Source organism: Prauserella rugosa, assembly GCF_000719975.1.
Classification (GTDB): Bacteria; Actinomycetota; Actinomycetes; order Mycobacteriales; family Pseudonocardiaceae; genus Prauserella; species Prauserella rugosa.
Window position 1 is genome coordinate 24,716 of record NZ_JOIJ01000031.1, and the last position, 19,705, is coordinate 44,420.

Below are 19,705 nucleotides of genomic sequence, written 5' to 3' on the forward strand. Positions count from 1 at the left end.
GCTCCGTTGGCGTTTTCGGGCGAATGGGTAGGCTCCCTGGCGAGATTTCCGGGCTCGGGGGAGTCACCAATCGGATGATCGGGGAGAAGGCGTGTCAGACCTGTCGGCCATCGTGAAGGCCTACGACATTCGCGGCGTCGTCGGTGAGCAGCTCGACGAGGGCCTGGTGCGGGACTTCGGTGCCGCGTTCGCCCTGCTCATCAAGCCGGATTCACCGTCGGTGGTGATCGGCCACGACATGCGCGACTCGTCGCCAGGGCTGGCGTCGGCGTTCGCGGAGGGCGTCACGTCGCAGGGGCTCGACGTCGTGTCGATCGGCCTGGCCAGCACCGACGAGCTGTACTTCGCCTCGGGCAAGCTCGCCATGCCTGGCGCCATGTTCACCGCGAGCCACAACCCGGCCAAGTACAACGGCATCAAGCTCTGCCGCTCGGGCGCCGCACCGGTGGGCCAGGACAGCGGTCTCGCGGAGATCCGGGACACCGTCGAGCACGGCGTGCCCGAGTTCGCGGGGCAGACCGGGGAGATCACCGAGCGCGACGTGCTGTCGGACTACGCCGACTACCTGCGCTCGCTCGTCGACCTCAGCGCGATCCGCCCGCTCAAGGTGGTCGTCGACGCGGGGAACGGCATGGGCGGCCACACGGTGCCCACGGTGTTCGAGGGTCTGCCGGTGGAGATCGTGCCGATGTACTTCGAGCTCGACGGCACGTTCCCGAACCACGAGGCCAATCCGCTGGACCCGAAGAACCTCGTCGACCTGCAGGCGAAGGTGCGGGAGACGGGTGCCGACGCCGGTCTCGCCTTCGACGGCGACGCCGACCGCTGCTTCGTCGTCGACGAGAACGGCGACCCGGTGTCGCCGTCGGCGATCACCGCGCTGGTGGCGACGAGGGAGCTGGCGAAGGAGCCCGGCGGCACGATCATCCACAACCTGATCACGTCGAAGGCCGTTCCCGAGATCGTCGAGGAGCACGGGGGCACGGCCGTCCGCACGCGCGTGGGCCACTCGTTCATCAAGGCCGAGATGGCGCGCACGGGTGCGGTGTTCGGCGGTGAGCACTCGGCGCACTACTACTTCCGCGACTTCTGGCGTGCCGACACCGGCATGCTGGCCGCCCTGCACGTGCTGGCGGCACTGGGCGAGCAGTCGGGCACGCTGTCGACGTTGACGGGCCGGTTCTCCCGGTACGCCGCGTCCGGCGAGATCAACTCGACGGTGGACGACCAGGCAGGCAGGCTGGCGGCGGTGAAGGAGGCGTACGCGGGCCGCAGCGGGGCGAGCGTCGACGAACTCGACGGCCTCACCGTGGACCTCGGCGACCGGTGGTTCAACCTGCGCGCCTCCAACACCGAGCCGCTGCTGCGGCTGAACGTCGAAGCGCCCGACGAGCAAGCCGCGCAGGCGTTGACCGACGAGGTGCTCGCCATCGTCCGCGCCTGACGCCCGAATCCTGCGCGGGGTCGGCCGAGCCGATCCGGTGCGTCGTTCAGACCCGACCGTGCCAACCAACCGTGGTAAATAGGAAAAATGGCCGTCACACTCGATCCGCAACTGCTCGACATCCTCGCGTGCCCCTGCGACGCGCACGCGCCGCTGACGCCGGGCACGCCGGGTGACCCCTCCGCCGACGTGCTGTCCTGCACGTCGTGCTCGCGGCGGTTCCCCGTGCGCGACGGCATTCCGGTCCTGCTGCTCGACGAGGCACTGACCGGTGAGGCCGACACCGGCTCGCCGGTTCCGGACGATTCGGGGACCGACAGTGCTTGACGACACCGTCCTCGACGATCCCCAACGGCTCAGCGACGCCGACACCGGCGGCCTGCTCAGGGCGGTCGCGATGGGCGGGGCGCAGGTGCGCTCCACCATCGAGGCCGCGCAGGAACTGGAGCTCGCGGAGCGGCTGGACATCGGACGGCCCCGTTCGCTGGTGATCGTCGTGCGACCCGGTGCCGGACTCGCCGCGGCGCAGCTGTTGACGGCCCTGCTCGCGCCCGCGTGTCCGGTTCCCGTGGTGGTCTCGGACGTCGTGCCGCCGTGGATCGGTGCGCTCGACGTCGTGCTCGCGCACACCGACGACCCCTACGACCGCGACCTCGCGGCGTCACTGGAACGTGCGGCCCGGTACGGGGCGACGGTGGTGCTGTCGGCGCCGCCGGAGGGGCCGGTGGCCTCGTCGGTCGCCGGGCGCGGGTTGCTGCTGTCCCCGCGCATCGTGGTGCCGCCCGAGCTGTCGTTCCCGCGGGCGCTGACCGCGGGCCTGCTGACCGCGGGTGCGCTGGGTCTGCTGGTGTGCGACGTCGACGGGCTCGCCGACCGCCTCGACGGCGAGGCCGCCCGCGGGCACCTCGACCAGGAGTCGTTCGTCAACCCGGCGAAGTCGCTGGCGTTGCGCATCGCCGACCGGACGCCCCTGCTGTGGGGGCTCGACCACGCGGCCGTCGCGGTCGGCCAGCATGCGGCGTACGCGCTCGGTGCGCACGCGGCCGTCGTCGCCGACGTCGCGGACTACCGCCAGGCCCTCGCCCGTCCCGCGCTGCACACCGCGGCCGCGCGGGGTGGCGACGAGCGGGACATTTTCGCCGACCCCGACTTCGACGAGGTCGGCGCGGGAGCCCCGCCGCGGGCGTTGCTGTTGTCGGTGCGGACCGGTCCTGCCACGGACAGCGCCCGGTACCGGGTGAACGAGACGCTGCCCGCCGCGGACGTGCTGGCTCCCGCCGAGGAACTCGTCGACGCCGACGACGTGGCGTGTGCCGCGGTGCTGGCGTTGCGATTCGAGCTCGCCGCGGTCTACCTCGGACTCGCGGCTGGGACGATCGGGGGCGCCGGCCGCGTCGCGCCGATGTCCGTGTGACATCGGCGCGACCAGGTGTGGCCGGCGAGGAGTGGAGTTGACCGTGGAGCTGCTGCAGGGCGCGGTGCGGGCGTATGCATGGGGGTCCCGCACGACGATTCCGGAGCTGCTGGGGCGTCCGGTTCCGTCGCCGCATCCGGAGGCGGAACTGTGGTTCGGAGCGCACCCGGGTGATCCGGCACGGGTGCTGCGGTCCGACGGTACCGAGACGACGCTGCTGGAGGTCGTCGACGCGGATCCCGACGGGCAGCTCGGTGCCCGCTGCTCGGGGCGGTGGGGCGGACGGCTGCCGTTCCTGTTGAAGATCCTGGCCGCCGAGGAGCCGCTGTCGATGCAGGCGCACCCCTCGGCCGAGCAGGCTGCGGAGGGGTACGCGCGCGAGGAGGCTGCGGGCATCCCGCGCGACGCGGCGAACCGCAACTATCCGGATCCGACGGCCAAGCCGGAGTTGGTGTGCGCGTTGACCGAGTTCCACGCGCTCGCCGGGTTCCGCGATCCGCACCGCACGGTGCGGCTGTTGCGGGCGATCGAGACGCCGGGGCTGGCCCGTTACGCCGAGCTGCTCGCGGGACAGCCGGGGCCGGACGGGCTGCGCGCGCTGTTCACGACGTGGATCACGCTGCCGCAGTCGGCGCTCGACGAGCTGCTGCCCGAGGTGCTCGAGGCGTGCGTGCGGCACGTCCAGGACAGGGGCGAGTTCGCCGCCGAGTGCCGGACGGTGCTCGAACTCGGGGAGGTCCATCCTCGCGACGCGGGCGTGCTGGCGGCACTGCTGCTGAACCGGCTGACGCTTCGTGCGGGCGAGGCGATCTACCTGCCCGCGGGCAATCTGCACCTGTATCTGCACGGCACGGCCGTCGAGATCCTCGCCAACTCCGACAACATCCTGCGCTGCGGGCTCACGCCGAAACACGTCGACGTCCCCGAGCTGTTGCGGGTGGTCGACTTCCGGTGCGGGGACATGCCGGTGCTGACCGGGGAGCCCGACGGCGGCGCCGCGGTGTACCGCACGGAGACGCCCGAGTTCGAGCTGTCGCGGATCGACTGGGACAGCGACGACCGCCGCGAGCTCGAACTGGACGGTTCGGGGCCGGAGATTCTGTTGTGCACGGCGGGCGAGCTGCTGCTGTACGACGACGAGGGCACGAAGGTCGAGCTGCGCCGTGGCGAGTCGGTGTGGCGGCCTGCTTCCGATCCCGCCGTGCGAGTGCGTGCCGTGGGGGAGCACACCGCGCAGCTGTTCCGCGCGACCGTGGGCACCTGTTTGCAGGAGCTTTAACCACCCTTTACTCTGCGTGGTCGCATGGTCACCCTGCCGAGTGGGTGCTGGTGACGCGGTTCTAAGCTCTCGCCGTCACACACGCGGACCGGAGGGGTTGACCGTGGCGGCCAACGGTGGCACGAAGGCGATTCTGGCGGCGCTCGGCGCCAATGCGGGGATCGCCGTGGCGAAGTTCGTCGGATTTCTGATCACGGGTTCGTCGTCGATGCTCGCCGAGTCCGTGCACTCGGTGGCCGACACGTCGAACCAGGGGCTGTTGCTGCTCGGGCAGCGGACCGCCAAGCGCGCGGCGACGAAGCAGCACCCCTTCGGGTACGGCCGCGACCGGTATTTCTACTCGTTCATCGTCGCGCTGATGCTGTTCACGCTCGGGTCGGTGTTCGCGCTGTACGAGGGCGTGCACAAGGTGCAGCACCCCGAGGACCTCAGCTCTCCGCTCGTGGCCGTGGCGATCCTCGTCGTGGCCATCGCACTCGAGACCTACAGTTTCGCCACGGCGATCAAGGAGTCGCGGGCACTCAAGGGGGAGCGGACGTGGTGGGGCTTCATCCGCCAGTCGAAGACCCCGGAACTGCCCGTGGTGCTGCTCGAGGACGCCGGCGCCCTGTTCGGTCTCGTGTTCGCGTTGATCGGCGTCGGACTGTCCGTGGTGACCGGTGATCCGGTGTGGGACGGCATCGGCACGCTGATGATCGGCGTGCTGCTCGGCATGATCGCGATCACGCTGATCATCGAGATGAAGAGCCTGCTCATCGGGGAGGGCTCGGGAGAGTCCGAGCTCGCGACGATCGAGCGCCTGCTCGCGCAGGGCGACGTCGAGCGGGTCATCCACGTCCGCACCCAGTACATCGGCCCGGACGAGCTGCTCATCGCGGCCAAGCTCGCGATGCGCACCGGACTCGGCGTGACGGAGGTGGCGAGGGCCATCGACGACGCCGAGCGCCGGGTCCGCGACGCCGTGCCCGCCGCACGGCTGATGTACCTGGAGCCGGACCTCGACCGCAGTCGCGTGTGACGCATGTGGGGGTAGCTGATCGGCTCTTTCGTTACCCGGGGTAGTCCCGTGTGGGCGTGGTCGGTCCTGTGGAGTTATGGTTCCCGACGGCCCTGACGGGTCGGAGGACGTGAGCATCGGTAGTAGAAGGCGGTGGCGACGTGGCCGGCAACGGCATCTGGCGGACCAAGTCGGTCGAGCGATCGATCGCGGACACCGACGAGCCGGAGACCCGGCTACGCCGCAATCTGAGCGCATGGGACCTCACGGTCTTCGGCGTCACCGTCATGGTGGGCGCCGGCATCTTCACCCTCACCGCCCGTACGGCCGGCGACCTGGCCGGCCCCTCGGTCGCCGTGGCTTTCGTGGTCGCCGGTGTCGCCTGTGGACTCGCCGCCCTGTGCTACGCCGAGTTCGCCTCGACGGTGCCGGTCGCCGGTAGCGCCTACACGTTCTCGTACGCCACGTTCGGCGAGTTCCTCGCGTGGATCATCGGCTGGGACCTCGTGCTCGAGTTCTCGGTCGCCGCGGCCGCGGTCGCCAAGGGCTGGTCGGTGTATCTCGAGGAGTTCCTGGTCTCGATCTTCGGCGACGGAGTGGCCACGACCCTCGACCTGGGCGGCCTCAGCTTCGACTGGGGTTCGCTGCTGCTGGTCGTGGTGCTGGCGGTGCTGCTCACGCTCGGCACGAAGCTCTCGTCGCGGTTCAGCATCGTGGTCACCACCATCAAGGTGCTGATCATCCTGTTCGTGATCGCCCTCGGCATCGCCTACATCACGCCGGACAACTACACGCCGTTCATCCCGCCCGCGGCGGAGGGCGGCGACTCGGGCGCCGGGGTCGAGCAGTCCCTGTTCTCGGTGCTGGCAGGTGGTTCGGGCAGCGTGTACGGCGGGTTCGGGCTGCTGGCCGGTGCCTCGCTCGTGTTCTTCGCCTTCATCGGCTTCGACATCGTCGCCACGACCGCCGAGGAGACCCGCAACCCGCAGCGCGACGTGCCGCGCGGCATCCTCGGCTCGCTCGCGATCGTCACCGTGCTGTACGTGGCCACGTCGCTGGTCGTGGCGGGCATGGTGCCGTACCAGGAGCTGGCCACGGACGCCGAGCCGGAGGGCCGCAAGACGCTCGCCACCGCGTTCGCGCACAACGGGGTCGACTGGGCCGCGCAGCTCGTGTCGATCGGCGCGGTCGTCGGCCTGATCACCGTCGTCATGGTGTTGTTGCTCGGCCAGCAGCGCGTGCTGTTCGCGATGTCCCGCGACGGTCTGCTCCCGCGCGGCCTGGCCAAGACCGGCTCGCGCGGCACTCCGGTGCGGGTCAACGTGCTGGTCGGCGTGGTCGTCGCCGTCGCGGCGACGTTCTTCGACGCGAGCCAGCTCGAGGAGATGGTGAACGTCGGCACGCTGTTCGCGTTCGTCCTCGTCTCGGCCGGTGTGATCGTTCTGCGCAAGAAACGGCCCGACCTGCCGCGTGGCTTCCGGGTGCCGTGGGTGCCGGTGTTGCCGATCGTGGCGATCATCGTGTGCCTGTGGCTGATGCTGAACCTGACCGTGCTGACGTGGCTGCGGTTCCTGGTGTGGATGGCGCTCGGCGTGCTCATCTACTTCGCCTACAGCAAGCGGCACTCGGTGCTCGGGCGCTCCCAGGCCTCCGGGCCGGAGTCCGGACCGGAATCGGAGCCCACCCGCACAGGCGACTGACCAGCGGAGTCACTCGCGCGGAGGAAGACGAAGGTACGAAAGGCGCTCCCGGCCCATCACCGCGGTGGGTAGAGTTCGGGCCGCCTCGCCCCTCGGTCGTGGTGGCCGTGGGGCGCGGGCGGACTCTCTGGTGGGCGGTTTTCGGAGTTCCTCATGCGCGTGACTCGTTCCATCGCCGCGGTGGCCGCGGCGGGCGCCCTGGTGCTCGGGGTGCCGGTGGGCATCGCCGCCGCGGAGCCGGTGGTGCCGGCCGCGGCCGAGGACGCCCACATCCTTCCCGGCGGGCCCCCTTCGGGTGCGAAACCCGGAGGCCCGGAGGACCGCAGGGCAGGTGATCAGGATCTGCCGGTCTGCGACGACGCGCGCTCCCAGCGCGGTCAGCTGTTCGGCCCCTCCGGGCGACGTGCGCTGGACTGGGACCTCGATGCCGGGTCGGCGAGCGGGTCGAACCGGTACCAGCACCGGTCCCAGTGCATCGAGGATCCGCCCGCTCCCGTCGATCCGGGGCGTCCTCCGGAGACGACGCCGGGCCACGGCGGTTCCGGGTCCCGGCCGGGCGGTGACGGCTCGGCAGGCGGTGTCGAGGCCGCTCCGCCGCGCGACGACGAGGCCGGTGCGCAGTCCGACTCCGGGCACGCCGGGGCCGGAGGGGTCGGGCCGCAGGGCGGGACCGCGGGCGAGGGATCAGGCGACGGCACAGCCCGACCCGGCGACGCGGACGCGGGCGGGAACGCCGACGAGGGCTCGGACAACGACCGGAACGGCGCGGACGCGCGGGACGGCGAAGGCACCTCTCAGGGCCTGCCACCGGCGTCGACCGCGCGGTCGGCTGGTGGACACGACCCCGCGACCGAGCTGGGGGTGGCCACGACCGCCGGTTCGGACTCCGACGGCGGCATGGGCCTCGGCGGAGGTCTGCTCCTGGTCGGCGGAGGTGGCGTCGCCGCCGCGGCGGCCGTGGTGTGGCTCGCCGCACGGGCCCGGCGCGGCTGAGTCACAGGGCGGCTGAGTCACGGCCCGGCTGAGTCACAGGGCGGCTGGGCTCCGCGCGGCTGAGTCCCGGCTCGAAGTCGGGTAGGCAGCGGCAACAGAAGGCTCCTCGTGTGAAGGACAGGGCACGTGCCTGCCGCGTGCCCTTCTCGCTGCCGGGGCCCGATCCGGACACGGGCGCGTGTCGCGGTCATCTGTTCGGGTGGGCACCGCCGTCACTCTCGGGCATATCGATCAGCATCACACAGCTTCGGTTCGTGTGAATGTGCGAATGTGCTGACTCTTGCGCGGTTGGTGAGCAAGGTGTGACTGATCGAGGAACGGAGTGGTTCGCCGATGTCCCTGCCTGGACCGGACAAGTCAGTCAACGACGACCAGCCGGCTGAGTCCGGCTCGCCCCGCGCGGTCAGTCGCCGCGGGTTCCTGGGTACCAGCGCCGCCGTGCTCGGTGGCCTGGCGATCCCCGGGGTCACCGCCACCTCACTGCTGCCGTGCGCGCCCGCTGCAGCGGCCCAGGAGAGCGGCCGCGCGCGCGAGGACTATCCCGAGTGGAACAACAACCTCGAGCTCTTCGAGGTCGGCGCGGAGCCGCCGCATGCGACGCTCATGCCCTACGCGGATCTCGAGCAGGCGCTCGCCGCGGATCGCACCGATTCGCCGTATCGCCTTTCGCTCGACGGCACGTGGCGATTCCGGCACGCCGACAATCCCGCCGACCGCGATCCCGAGTTCTACTCCACCGACGTAAGCGACCACGGCTGGGACACCGTCCCCGTCCCGGCCAACTGGCAGTTGCACGGCTACGACTTCCCCATCTACACCAACAGCGACTACCCGTGGTGGGGCGCCAACGGCAAGGGCGAGAACGCCCAGCCACCGTTCGCGCCGACCAAGTTCAACCCCGTCGGTCAGTACCGGCGCACGTTCCGCATGCCCGCGAAATGGCGCGGCCGCAGGACGTTCCTGCATTTCGAAGGCGTCAAGTCGGCGTTCTACGTGTGGATCAACGGCACGCTCGTCGGCTACCGCGAGGACTCCTACACCTCGGCCGAGTTCGACGTCACCGAGCACGTCAAACCCGGCACCAACCAGATCGCCGTCGAGGTCTACCGGTTCTCGGACGGCGACTGGATGGAGGATCAGGACATGATCCGGCTGTCCGGCATCTTCCGTTCGGTGTACCTGTTCTCGACGCCGACCGTCCACGTGCGCGACTTCCGGATCGAGACGCCGCTGCGTGACGACTATACGAACGCCGACCTCGCGGTCACCGCCCATGTCCGGGACTACGCGGGCGGGGAGAAGCGCACGTTCACGGTGGAGACACAGCTCTACGACGGCGACGGCAATCCCGTGTGGACGGAGCCGCTGCGGCAGAAGGCCGATCTGGGTTCCGCGCGGGCGGGCGAGGTCGTCGCACGTGGGAGCAAATCCGTCGAGGGGCCGAAGCTGTGGTCGGCCGAGCATCCGGATCTCTACACCGCCGTGCTGACCCTCCGCGGCCCCGGTGGCGAGGAGCTCGAAACCCTGTCCACCCGCGTGGGATTCCGCGAGTTCGCCATGGTGGACGGGCTCATGCGGATCAACGGGCAGCCGATCACGATCAAGGGTGTCAACCGGCACGAGATCCATCCCGACCGCGGTTCGGCACTGACACGGGAGGACATGGTCGCCGACATCCGCGTGATGAAGCAGCTCAACGTCAACGCCGTACGCACGTCCCACTACCCGAACAACCCGCTGTTCTACGAGCTCGCCGACGAGTACGGCCTGTACGTCATGGACGAGACGAACCTCGAGACGCACGGGGTGCGCGACGACTATCCGGGATCGCATCCGGAGTGGAGGAACGCCGTCGTCGCGCGGGCCAAGAACGTGGTGCACCGCGACAAGAACCACGCGTGCGTCATCATCTGGTCGCTGGGCAACGAGGCGGGAAGCGGCAGCAACTTCGTCGCGATGCACGACTGGATCCGCTCCTACGACGAGGTGCGGGTCATCCACTACGAGGGTGACGACAGTCCGGGCGTCAGCGACATCCGGTCCGCAATGTACGAGAGTCCGTCCACTGTGGAGAAGCGGGCCACCGACAGCGATGACCTGCGGCCGTACGTGATGATCGAGTACGCCCACTCCATGGGCAACTCGACCGGGAACTTCCGCGAGTACTGGGACATCGTCCGTGCTCACGACGTGCTGCAGGGCGGCTACATCTGGGACTTCGCCGACCAGTCGCTGCGCTGGCCGATCCCGAACGGGTCCGGAACCTTCCTCGCCTACGGCGGTGACTGGGGCGACGATCCGAACGACGGCAACTTCTGTGCCAACGGTGTCGTCACGGCCGACCGCGAGCGGGGCGGCAAGGCCGTCGAGGTCAAACACGTCTACCAGGACATCCTGTTCTCCTCCGACGATCCGAGCTCCGGTGCGGTGACGATCACCAATGAGCACCTGTTCACCAACGCCGACGTCTACGACGGCTCGTGGGAACTCGTCGCCGACGGCGAGGTCGTGCAGCGTGGACGGTTGACGCGCGAGCAGCTCGACGTGCCGCCACGGTCGAGCAGGACCATCACCGTCCCGTTGCGCAAGCCGGGCAACCCGGAGCCGGGCTCGGAGTACTTCCTGCGGGTGTCGCTGACCCTCCGCGACGACACGCTCTGGGCCGAGGCCGGACACGAGGTCGCCAAGCACCAGTTTGCCGTCGACGTCGGCAGTCCCGAGGTCGAGCCCGTCCCGCTGGATTCCGTTCCGGCGGTGACGGTCGACGAGTCCGACGCCGCGGTGACCGTGACCGGACAGAACTTCACGGTGGAGGTCGACAAGTCGAGCGGTGTGCTCGGCTCGTACGTCGTCGACGGCCGCACCCTCGTCGAATCGGGCCCGGTGCCGAACTTCTGGCGCGGATCGACCGACAACGACCTGGGCAATGGCCAGCCGGACCGCAACGGCACCTGGCGCCACGCCGGGGAGAAACGTTCGGTGACGAAGGTGTCGGTCGACACCTCCGACGACAGGGCCGTCGTCGTCACCGTCGAGGGCACGCTGCCGACGTCCACCGAATCGACCTACACCACCGTCTACACGATCTTCGGCAACGCGGAGATCAATGTGGACAACACGCTGCATCCGGGTGCGGCCTCGCTGCCCTACATCCCCGAGGTCGGCACGATCCTGCGGATCCCGCCGGAGCTGGCCACGATCCGCTTCTACGGGCGCGGTCCCGAGGAGAACCACTGGGACCGCAAGAGTGCCTCGGAGGTCGGGGTGTACGACTCGACCGTCGACGAGCAGTGGACGCCGTACATCCGGCCGCAGGAGAACGGCAACAAGACCGACGTGCGCTGGTTGGCCCTGACCGGTGCCGACGGCGGTGGCCTGCTGGCGGTCGGCGAGCCGTTGCTGGAGATCAACGCCTCGCACTTCACGCCCGAGGACCTCTCCGGCGACATCCTGCACGACTACCAGCTCGAGCCCCGGGACGAGATCGTGCTGCGACTGAACCATCGGCAGATGGGCGTCGGCGGCAACGACTCGTGGGGACAGCAGACGCTCGACGAGTACAAGCTGTTCGCAGACCGGGACTACGCCTACACCTACCGTCTCCGGCCACTGCCCACTGTGGACGAGGCGATGGCCCTGTCGCGGAAGCCCACGGCCACGCCGTAGGCGTCAGCGCTGCCTTGGCTCCGGCGGGTGGGGATGGCGGTCTCGCCCGCCGACCTCCCACCCGCCGGAGCTGTCGAAGTGGTCGGCGTACGACACGGGCAGTGTGCGGTTGCGCTCGACGGCGGCCAGCAGCTGCTCGTACCACAGTGCATAGTCCGGATCGGACACTCGGGTGCGCAGTGCGGGGTTGGCCTCCTCCATGAGGTCCGCCACCTCGGCGGGTCGCGTGGCGGCGGTGACCTCGGTGTCGAGGAACGTCGTCGTCGACCCGGTCGTGTAGGTGAGGCCGGGTGTGCCGGCACCCTCCGGCCACACGGCGACCCGCCAGTACCCACCGGAGGCGCTCATGCCGGGCCGGATGCGGGCGTGCTGGGCGCCGCGCCGGTGCAGCACCCGCACCGCCTGCAGGATCCGCAACGGCGTCAGCAGCAGGACGGCGAACTCGACGGTGCGCAGTGCCTCGTCGTCGAACGCGACCAGCCGCACGTGGCGCACGTGCGTGGGCGTGGAGGCGATGGTGAAGGCCGCGGTGAGTGCGGCGTCGCGGATCGGCCAGCCGTACGCACCGGTGCTGATCATCGGGAAGGCGACCGTCCTGGCGCCGAGTTCGTCGGCGACCGCCAGACTCCGCCGGTAGCACGATTCGAGCGTCGCGGGATCGCGTTCGCCCACGTGGACGTTCGGCCCCACCGTGTGGATCACCCAACGCGCGGGCAGCTCACCGGCGGTGGTCCACCCCGCATCGCCCGTCGCCAGCCCGTTCGGGAAGCGTGCGATGCAGTCGTCGAGGACCGCACGTCCTCCCGCGCGGTGGATCGCGCCGTCGACGCCACCTCCGCCGCGCATGCCGTTGTTCGCCGCGTTGACGATCGCGTCCACCGGTTGGGCCGTGATGTCTCCCCGCACGGGAGTGATCGTGGGCATGGCGTGATTGTCGGCGATCGGGCGCGGCGGTTTTCCCGCCGGGTGTTCCCGCAGGGCGCCCCGCAGAGCCCGCGCTCTCAGTTCGCGCAGCGCGGTTTGCCGAGGATGTCGCCGAACAGCGACACCTGCTCGGCAAGGCCCGCGGACAGGTCGGCGTCCTCGAGACCGGCGGCCATGACGACGGCCCTGTCCCATTCGGGGTCGCCGACGTAGTCCGAATGCCTGCGCACGCCCGCCGCCCAGCGGCGTCCGTTGACCGGGGCACGCATCGGATCGGGCAGCCAGTGGTCTCCGCCGAGCACGAGCACGCCGGTCGGGCCCTGCACCGCCGGTTCGACCGCGCCGATGCTGCCGTCCTTCTGGTATCCGACACCCAGCAGCATGCCGCCTGCCACCTGGTGCCGCCACGTTGTCGCGCCCCCGCCGAAGGCGTCGGTGCCGCGGCACAGACCACGCCAGCGGCCGTCGAGCCTGCCGTACAGCCGCGCCAGCGAACCGGAGGGGAACATGGCGGGGAAGGCGCGCTGGTATCCCCACTGCAGCGGGGTTCCCGCGGTGACCACGCCGACCCGGTCCAGCTCGTCCTCGGACAGGTCCTCGGCCAGGCGCGCGGCGGCCAGCACCGTGAGCAGACCGCCCACGTGGTAGCCGGCCAGCACCACGCGGGTGTTCGGTTCGGCGAGGTGCTCGCGTACCCGCCCGGCGAGTTCCGGGACGACCTTCAGCGCGTAGGACGGCGGCACCACCGGATGCGCAGCGCGCGGCCAGAAGCAGGCGAGGTCGGTGAATGCGCCGAGGTGCCTGCTGCGCTGCTGGCCCGTGGCCGCGGTGTAGACCACCCGCAGCAGTGCGGCGGCCAGCGCGCCGAGCGTCAGCACGCCCAGTGTCGACAGCGGGGTCAGCCATTCCGGCGGTGGGCCGACGGCGATCCGCACGACCGCCAGGGCCAGTGCCCCCGCGGCGAGGACGCAGGCGAACGTCAGCACGAGGCGGTGCAGGTACTTGCGCTCCCATCCGGCGCGGGCCCATGCGGCCGAGGACTCGGTGGTGTCGACGGTGCGGGCGTCCTCGCCCTGCAACAGCCGGACCACCTCGAGCACGCCGCGGCGTGCCCGGCGCAGCGCGGCACCGGCGAACGCGGCCACCGCCAGCAGCGCGGCGACCACGAGCCCGCCACCCCACAGCATGGTGATCAGCTCGTAGCCCTGCGGCAGCGCCAGTGCGTCGCCACCGACCAGTTCCCGCAGCGCGACGGCGAGTCCCGCACCGAACCCGCCACCCAGCAGACACGCGAGTGCCAGCGCGGGCGCGGCGGCCCAGCCGCCCGCCCACGGCCGTAACCGGTGCGGCAGATGTGCCCACGTGCGGCGGGCCAGCAGGGCCGTCGGGGCCACGATGATCGCGAACAGGGCACACACGCCGAGCAGGCCGGCGCCGACGAACTCGACGGTCGTGTTCGCGCCCGGCAGGGCCGTCGGCAGTGGTGCGGTGAGGACCGCGGCGGTCACGGTCACGCCTGCGGCCAGCACGATCAGGGCCGCGCGAGCCGGGCGCGGCAGCAGGCGCTGCGCGCGGGTGGCCACGGCCAGGATCGCGACCCCCAGAAGCACGAGCGTGGCCACCCACAACGCGGCCTGCGCCGGGTCGGCCGGCATCCGCCCTGGCCCGCCGAGCACCAGCAGCGCCGGTGTGGCCAGCGCGGCGACGACGTGGGCGCAGCGCAGCGCCGCCGTGTCGACGACGTCCGACAGGCCGCCGCCGAGGCCCCGCGTACCGGACGTGTCCGGCTGTTCGACCTGCCAGCTCGACCGGGACACCCCGAACAGCACCGCCGCGACGGCCAGCAGCGGCAACAGACCGAACACCGTGCGCAGCCCCGGCACCTCGCGCAGCCACGACGGCGCAGCCGAGAGGCAACCGGAGCCGGGGGCCAGGCACTGCGCGGCGAACAGGTCGAGGGACACGACCGCCAGCTGGCCGACCAGCAGCACCGTCAGCAGGATGGCCGCGACGCGCAACAGCGCCCGGCACGCCAGGTTCAGCGCAGCCGACGTCCGGCTGCCCTCCGGCACGGGTGGCAGCATCCAGTGCGCGACGTTGGCCAGCGAGAACGGGAACAGCAGAGCCCACGTGGCCTTGGCCGCCCCACCCGAGGTCATCCGGCTCCACAGGTATCCCTCGAGTGTGCGCGGCATCGAACGGCCCAGCGCCTGCAGCACCGGACCGGGCGCGGGCCTGCGCAGTCGGTCGGACGGGCGGACGATCCGTCCCGTGCCGTCGCCGTCCACGTCGACGGTGCCGACGGAATCGAGCAGCGATTCGCCGCTCGTGCCGATCAGCCCCGGGACGCGAAGCTCGACGACCCGGGTGTCGGGGCCGGGGAGAGGCACCGGGCACGCCTCCTAGCTGGGGTTTGTGGTCGTGGGTGTGGCCGAAGGGTCCACCGTACGACGCGAGGCGGCCCAGACCACGTTGCCTCTCCAGCGTGCTCCGGTGGTTACCCCACATGGGTGGTGTCGTCGCCGGGCGGTTGACCGCCACGCCCGGCACATACGGCACTGCGGCAGGCACAGCGGTACAGCACGGCGGCCGTCCGGTGGCCGTGAACCGGACGGGCGCGTCGGGCGCTCGGCGCCGCTGTCTACGCTTTCCACCGTGGGGCGACTGGTGGTCATCGAAGGGCTCGACGGCGCGGGCAAACGGACACTGACCGACGCGTTGACGGCGGCACTGGCCGAGGTGGGGGCGAGCGTGGCCACGCTGGCGTTCCCCCGGTACGGCGTCAGCGTCCACGCCGACCTGGTGCGCGAGGCACTGCACGGCGCGCACGGCGACCTCGGTGACTCGGTCTACGGGATGGGCCTGTTGTACGCGCTCGACCGCCGCGGCGCGGCCGACGAGATCCGCGCGTTGCGCGCCGGGCACGACGTCCTCCTGCTCGACCGGTACGTGGCCTCCAACGCCGCCTACCAGGCCGCGCGCCTGCGTCAGGGCGCCGACAGCGAGGTGGTGCGGTGGGTGCGCGACCTCGAGATCGAGCGGTTCGGCCTGCCCGTCCCGGACGCGCACCTGCTGCTGCGGGTCGCACCGGAGGTGGCCGCGGCGCGCGCCCGCGGCCGGGCCGAGTCCGACGCCACGCGTGCCAGGGACGCGTTCGAGAGCGACGACGGACTGCAGGCCCGCTGTGCTGCGGTCTACGACGAACTGGCGGCCGCGAACTGGCTCTCGCCGTGGCACGTGGTCGACGGCGCCGACCGGGTCGACGCCGCCGCCCTCGCCGCGGACCTGCTCGGCACGCGTCTGCCCTGACCTCGGCCCGCCATCACTCCGGGCTCAGCGGGTGGTTGGGCAGCACCACGGCGTCCGGGTCCACGGCGGCCCGCACCCGCGTCAGCCTGACGGCGTCGGCCGAGGTGAACGCGCCGCGCACCTCCTCGGCCGTGGCCGGGCCGAAGCTGAACGGCAGGCAGGTGCCGAGCACCTCCTCCTCGAACGGGGCCAGCAGCTCCGCGTGGAGGGCGCGGACTTCGGCCTCGGTCGCCTCCGAGGTCGGCCGCACCGGGGAGAGCACGGACAGCAGGTAGCCCGCGTCCCGATGGGCCACCGTGGACGGGTGCCGCGGCCGACGGGCGAAGGCTCCGCCGAGGTGGCGCAGTCCGACGACGCACATCGCCGGGGCGGCCGGCCCCGCCGCCTTCGTCAGCCGCGCGAGCGCCCGCGGGTCGAGCTCGCGCACGGTGACCGCCCGCGATCGGTAGGCGTGCGGTCGCTCCGGCTCCTCGAACATCGCCCCGCTGTCGCGCAGCGCCCACCGTGCCATCGTGTCCCGCACCGCGGGCAGCGTCTCGCGTAGTGCCGCCACGTGGTGCTCGCCGTCGGGGTCGGCGACACAGACTTGCACCTGCACGACGTGGCGTCCCCTGAGTTCCTCCGGCACTCCGGCGACGTCGGGGAAGACCAGCATCGCCACGCCGGACGTCACGTCGTCGGGCACGGTCGAGGTCCACCGCCGCCACCGGTCGAGCGCGTCGGGGACCGCGTCCAGGTCGGCGTACAGGCACCCGCCGTAGACCTCGCCCGCCTCGACGAGGTCGATCTCCATCGCCGTGACGATGCCGCCGCCCGCACCACCGCCGCGCAACGCCCAGAACAGCTCCCGATCCAGCTCGTCGGACGCGGCCGGCTCGGCGCGGCGGGTCCGTCCGTCCCCGGTGGCGAGGTCGAAGGCCCGCACGTGATCGGCGGCGTAGCCGTGGCGCCTGCCCAGCAGTCCGAACCCGCCGCCCAGCGTGTAGGGCACCGCGCCCACGTGCGGCGAACTGCCCGACAACGGTGCCAGGCCGTGTGGTGCCGCCGCGTCGAGCACGTCCTGCCACGTCGCACCGCCGCCGACGCGTGCCGTGCGGGCCGCCGGGTCGATCTCGACGGTGCGCAGGGCGCTCAGGTCGACGAGGACGCCGCCCTCGAGTGCCGCGGCGAGCCCGTGTCCGCCGATCTGCGTGGTCACGGACGTCCCGTGCGCGGCGGCGTGCTCGATCGCGGCTCGGACGTCGTCGGCATCGGCGGCCGCGAGGACGAACTCCGGCCGGTGCGCGTGTGCCCGCTGGTATCCGGTGCGGGCGCGCTCGTACGTCGCCTCGCCCGGGAGGTGGCGGACTCCGTGCAGACCGGCCGTGTCGGGTGCGGTTTCGGTGCCGGTCCGGGTGCTGGTGGGGGTTCTGCTGCCGGTGCTGGTTCCGCTGGTGGTGTCCATGTCCCCGACGCTAGAAGCTCTCGAGGACACATTGCGTCCTCGAGAGCTGGCAGGCTGAACCCGTGTCGGTGCGACAGGAGATGCCAGGACGGCTGCTGCGGCTGTTGTCGTTGTTGCAGACCAGGCGCGAGTGGCCGGGGTCCGAGTTGGCGCGGCGGCTCGGGGTCACCACGCGCACGTTGCGCCGCGACGTCGACCGGCTGCGCGCGTTGGACTATCCCGTGCACAGCACGGGCGGCACCGGTGGCGGGTACCGCCTCGGGCAGGGCAGCAGGCTGCCTCCGTTGCTGCTCGACGACGAGGAGGCCGTGGCCGTCGGGGTCGCGCTGGCCACCGCGGCGGCGCAGCTTCCGGTGGCCGGTCTCGGCGAGAGCGCCACGCGGGCACTGGCCAAGCTCGCTCAGGTGCTGCCGGCACGTCTGCGGCCGCGGCTGGCCGCCTTCGGTGCGATCGAGGCGGCGGTGTCGCGGCGCGTGCCCACCGACGACCTCGGCACCGAGGACGTCGGCACCGATGGCCTCTGCACCGAGGACGTCGGCATAGAGGACGTGGATCCGGAACGTCTCGCGGTCCTCGCGATGGCGTGCCGCGACGCCGAGATCGTGTCGTTCGGCTACGCGGGCCGCGGCGGTGTGGGTGATCGCAGGGTGGAGCCGCACCATCTGATCACCGCGGAAGGACGGTGGTACCTGCTCGCCCACGACCTCGGCCGCGACGACTGGCGGACCTTCCGGGTCGACCGCATGTCCGCACCCGCGGCGACCGGCAGACGGTTCACCCCGCGAGAACTGCCCGCTGAACCGGCGGAGTACCTGCGTGCGTCGTTCGCCGAGGCGACGTACCGCCACACCGCCACGGTCCACGTCGATCTGCCGGTCGGCGAGGTGCGCAAGCGGTTGCCGACGCAGCTGCCCGGGAAGCTCGTCGCGGACGGGCCCGAGCGGTGCCGCGCGCGGCTGTCGGCGGAGTCGGCCGACCTCGTGGTGCAGTACGTCGCGCTCGTCGCAGCGTTGGGCGCCCGCGCCGGCGCCGGCGCCGGCGCGGGCGTGGGTGTGGGTTTGGGTGCGGGCGTGGGCGTGCGGGTCGAGGCGGAGGGCGAGGTCGCCGAGCGGCTCCGCGCGCTCGGCCACCTGCTCGGCGGCTACACGTAATCCGCATGCGCCCAACGGCCCCATGGCTGCGTTGATCGCGACTATGGGGCCCTCGGGGGCACCACACGCACACGAGGTGCCTCCGGTGCACCTTCGGGTGGGTGCAGCCGGAGACACCTCGGTCGGCCCGCTCGGGGTGGTTCAGTTCAGTACCGGGCGGCCCAACGGCACGGGCCTGCCGCCCGTCGCGGTGGAGAGCACGCCGATGAACATGTAGATCCCGATCCCGGCGAACACGAACGCCACGTAGCCCGCGGTGGTCACGGCGCCGGGACTCTCGCCCACGGTGCCGTACAGCACGAGCGCGAGGTTGACCGTGATCAACCCGAACAGCAGGGTGAACACGGCGGGCAGACGCAGCGTTCCCAGCGTCAGCACGCCGATCGTCACGACCCAGGCGATGAGGAACAGTCCCTGCGTGGGGATTGCCGCGGCGTCGGAGATGCCGAACCAGCCGTGGGCCAGGCCGAGCACGAGCGCCGCATAGCTGAACCAGAATCCGCTGAAGATGCCGAACACCGCCGCGACGGCACCCTGGCCCAGCACCACCGCCCAGAGCGCGGCGATGAGCTGGCCGACGGCGGTGGCGGGCACGATGATCGACATCGAGGCGCCGACCGCATCGGCCGGAACGTAACCGGTCTGTACCAGCGCGAGGGCGATCGCCCCCACGACGAACGTGGGCAGGCCGATCAGGGCCGGATCGCTGTCGGGAACGGCTCGTGCCGGCGCCTCGGTGGCAACGTCAGTGGCCATCGTTACTCCTCTTTGAGCTGAGAATGGTCCTCGGGTGCGTCCGTTCGGCCGCGGTGCGGCGCTTCCCGCCGGTTACTCGGCCTTCGGCCAGAGCGGCGAGCGTTCCGGGTGGTCGTCGTCGATGACCCGGTGCGCGAGCGCGATCGCCTCGGCGGGGTCGACCTGGTCGCCTGCGGGATGGTTGTCCACGACGCGTTCGAAGAGGTAGGCCAACTCTTCAGCCTCCACAGCGGACAGTCCGGTGTCGCGTCGCACTTCGACGTACCGCATCCGCAGTACCTGTGCGGCCTGCTGCAACAGCGCGCAGTACGTATCGCTGACACCGGGGTTACGCGCCCGCCGGGACCGTGACTCCGTGCTGTTCATACCGACTCCCTTGTCGTCGTGGCTGTGCTCGGGTGGTGCTGTCCGGTGGTGCCGCCCCGTGGCTCTGCTCGGTGGCTCTGTCTGATGGCGCCGACCTGATGGCGCCGACCTGATGGCGCCGACCTGATGGCGCCGAGCTGATGGCGCCGAGCTGATTGCCGTACGCCTCAGGTGTTGGCGCGTTTGCGGAGTTGGCTGGCGGCTTCGGCGGGGTCGGGGGCGTTGTAGATCGCGCTGCCGGCCACGGCCACGGTCGCCCCGG

General features: G+C 71.3%; 15 protein-coding genes. 10 read left to right on the plus strand and 5 right to left on the minus strand.

The window, feature by feature from the left end; translation table 11 throughout:
* The first annotated feature begins 91 nt into the window (after positions 1–91).
* From IF64_RS0123650 to lacZ, 8 genes are all read left to right on the plus strand, one after another.
* The gene (locus IF64_RS0123650) at positions 92–1,444 is read left to right on the plus strand and encodes a phosphomannomutase/phosphoglucomutase (RefSeq protein WP_030534383.1); all 1,353 of its coding nucleotides are present in this window, start codon (positions 92–94) and stop codon (positions 1,442–1,444) included.
* An 87-nt stretch (positions 1,445–1,531) separates the two neighbouring features.
* Positions 1,532–1,771: a Trm112 family protein gene (locus IF64_RS0123655; RefSeq protein WP_030534384.1), complete on the plus strand. Its 240-nt coding sequence runs from the start codon at positions 1,532–1,534 to the stop codon at positions 1,769–1,771.
* On the plus strand, positions 1,764–2,858 hold the full coding sequence (locus IF64_RS0123660; RefSeq protein ID WP_030534385.1) for a hypothetical protein: 1,095 nt from the start codon (positions 1,764–1,766) through the stop codon (positions 2,856–2,858). Before IF64_RS0123655 ends, IF64_RS0123660 begins: the two co-directional genes overlap by 8 nt.
* Before the next feature lie 43 nt (positions 2,859–2,901).
* Positions 2,902–4,137 (plus strand): mannose-6-phosphate isomerase, class I, encoded by a 1,236-nt coding sequence (manA, locus tag IF64_RS0123665; RefSeq protein WP_030534386.1) that lies wholly within the window; start codon positions 2,902–2,904, stop codon positions 4,135–4,137.
* A gap of 103 nt (positions 4,138–4,240) precedes the next feature.
* Positions 4,241–5,155, plus strand: coding sequence for a cation diffusion facilitator family transporter (locus tag IF64_RS0123670; RefSeq protein WP_030534387.1), 915 nt, complete (start codon positions 4,241–4,243; stop codon positions 5,153–5,155).
* Positions 5,156–5,295: 140 nt separating this feature from the next.
* Positions 5,296–6,834 (plus strand): amino acid permease, encoded by a 1,539-nt coding sequence (locus tag IF64_RS0123675; protein ID WP_030534388.1) that lies wholly within the window; start codon positions 5,296–5,298, stop codon positions 6,832–6,834.
* 153 nt (positions 6,835–6,987) lie between these two features.
* Entirely contained in the window at positions 6,988–7,827 is an 840-nt protein-coding gene (locus IF64_RS0123680) for a hypothetical protein (RefSeq protein WP_030534389.1), read from the plus strand.
* 333 nt (positions 7,828–8,160) lie between these two features.
* Positions 8,161–11,493, plus strand: coding sequence for a beta-galactosidase, LacZ type (gene lacZ / locus IF64_RS0123685; protein ID WP_084706065.1), 3,333 nt, complete (start codon positions 8,161–8,163; stop codon positions 11,491–11,493).
* A gap of 3 nt (positions 11,494–11,496) precedes the next feature.
* Here lacZ and IF64_RS26815 read toward each other — a convergent pair whose 3' ends face one another.
* Entirely contained in the window at positions 11,497–12,417 is a 921-nt protein-coding gene (locus tag IF64_RS26815) for a macro domain-containing protein (RefSeq protein WP_084706066.1), read from the minus strand.
* Positions 12,418–12,494: 77 nt separating this feature from the next.
* Complete coding sequence (locus IF64_RS0123695) at positions 12,495–14,807, minus strand: hypothetical protein (RefSeq protein WP_030534392.1); 2,313 nt, start codon at positions 14,805–14,807, stop codon at positions 12,495–12,497.
* 265 nt (positions 14,808–15,072) lie between these two features.
* Here IF64_RS0123695 and IF64_RS0123700 point away from each other — a divergent pair, with 265 nt between their 5' ends.
* Positions 15,073–15,726, plus strand: a complete 654-nt coding sequence (locus IF64_RS0123700; protein WP_036877733.1) for a dTMP kinase — start codon at positions 15,073–15,075, stop codon at positions 15,724–15,726.
* A gap of 13 nt (positions 15,727–15,739) precedes the next feature.
* On the opposite strand, the gene IF64_RS0123705 is transcribed toward IF64_RS0123700, so the two are convergent.
* Positions 15,740–17,170 (minus strand): FAD-binding oxidoreductase, encoded by a 1,431-nt coding sequence (locus IF64_RS0123705; protein ID WP_084706067.1) that lies wholly within the window; start codon positions 17,168–17,170, stop codon positions 15,740–15,742.
* Between the two features lie 80 nt (positions 17,171–17,250).
* Here IF64_RS0123705 and IF64_RS0123710 point away from each other — a divergent pair, with 80 nt between their 5' ends.
* A complete protein-coding gene (locus IF64_RS0123710; protein WP_030534395.1) occupies positions 17,251–18,321 on the plus strand; it encodes a helix-turn-helix transcriptional regulator in 1,071 nt (356 codons plus the stop codon).
* A 141-nt stretch (positions 18,322–18,462) separates the two neighbouring features.
* On the opposite strand, the gene IF64_RS0123715 is transcribed toward IF64_RS0123710, so the two are convergent.
* Together IF64_RS0123715 and IF64_RS0123720 are read right to left on the minus strand one after the other, a co-directional pair.
* Positions 18,463–19,077, minus strand: a complete 615-nt coding sequence (locus IF64_RS0123715) for an acetate uptake transporter family protein (RefSeq protein WP_030534396.1) — start codon at positions 19,075–19,077, stop codon at positions 18,463–18,465.
* A 72-nt stretch (positions 19,078–19,149) separates the two neighbouring features.
* Positions 19,150–19,443, minus strand: coding sequence for a DUF4239 domain-containing protein (locus tag IF64_RS0123720; RefSeq protein WP_030534397.1), 294 nt, complete (start codon positions 19,441–19,443; stop codon positions 19,150–19,152).
* Positions 19,444–19,705: the final 262 nt, after the last annotated feature.

Excerpts from the sequence above, each read along its gene's own strand:
- IF64_RS0123655 (WP_030534384.1), top strand. The coding sequence starts at position 1,532 with ATGGCCGTCACACTCGATCCGCAACTGCTCGACATCCTCGCGTGCCCC.
- IF64_RS0123680 (WP_030534389.1), top strand. The coding sequence starts at position 6,988 with ATGCGCGTGACTCGTTCCATCGCCGCGGTGGCCGCGGCGGGCGCCCTG.
- lacZ (WP_084706065.1), top strand. The coding sequence starts at position 8,161 with ATGTCCCTGCCTGGACCGGACAAGTCAGTCAACGACGACCAGCCGGCT.
- IF64_RS26815 (WP_084706066.1), bottom strand. The coding sequence starts at position 12,417 with ATGCCCACGATCACTCCCGTGCGGGGAGACATCACGGCCCAACCGGTG.
- IF64_RS0123705 (WP_084706067.1), bottom strand. The coding sequence starts at position 17,170 with ATGGACACCACCAGCGGAACCAGCACCGGCAGCAGAACCCCCACCAGC.
- IF64_RS0123710 (WP_030534395.1), top strand. The coding sequence starts at position 17,251 with ATGCCAGGACGGCTGCTGCGGCTGTTGTCGTTGTTGCAGACCAGGCGC.
- IF64_RS0123715 (WP_030534396.1), bottom strand. The coding sequence starts at position 19,077 with ATGGCCACTGACGTTGCCACCGAGGCGCCGGCACGAGCCGTTCCCGAC.
- IF64_RS0123720 (WP_030534397.1), bottom strand. The coding sequence starts at position 19,443 with ATGAACAGCACGGAGTCACGGTCCCGGCGGGCGCGTAACCCCGGTGTC.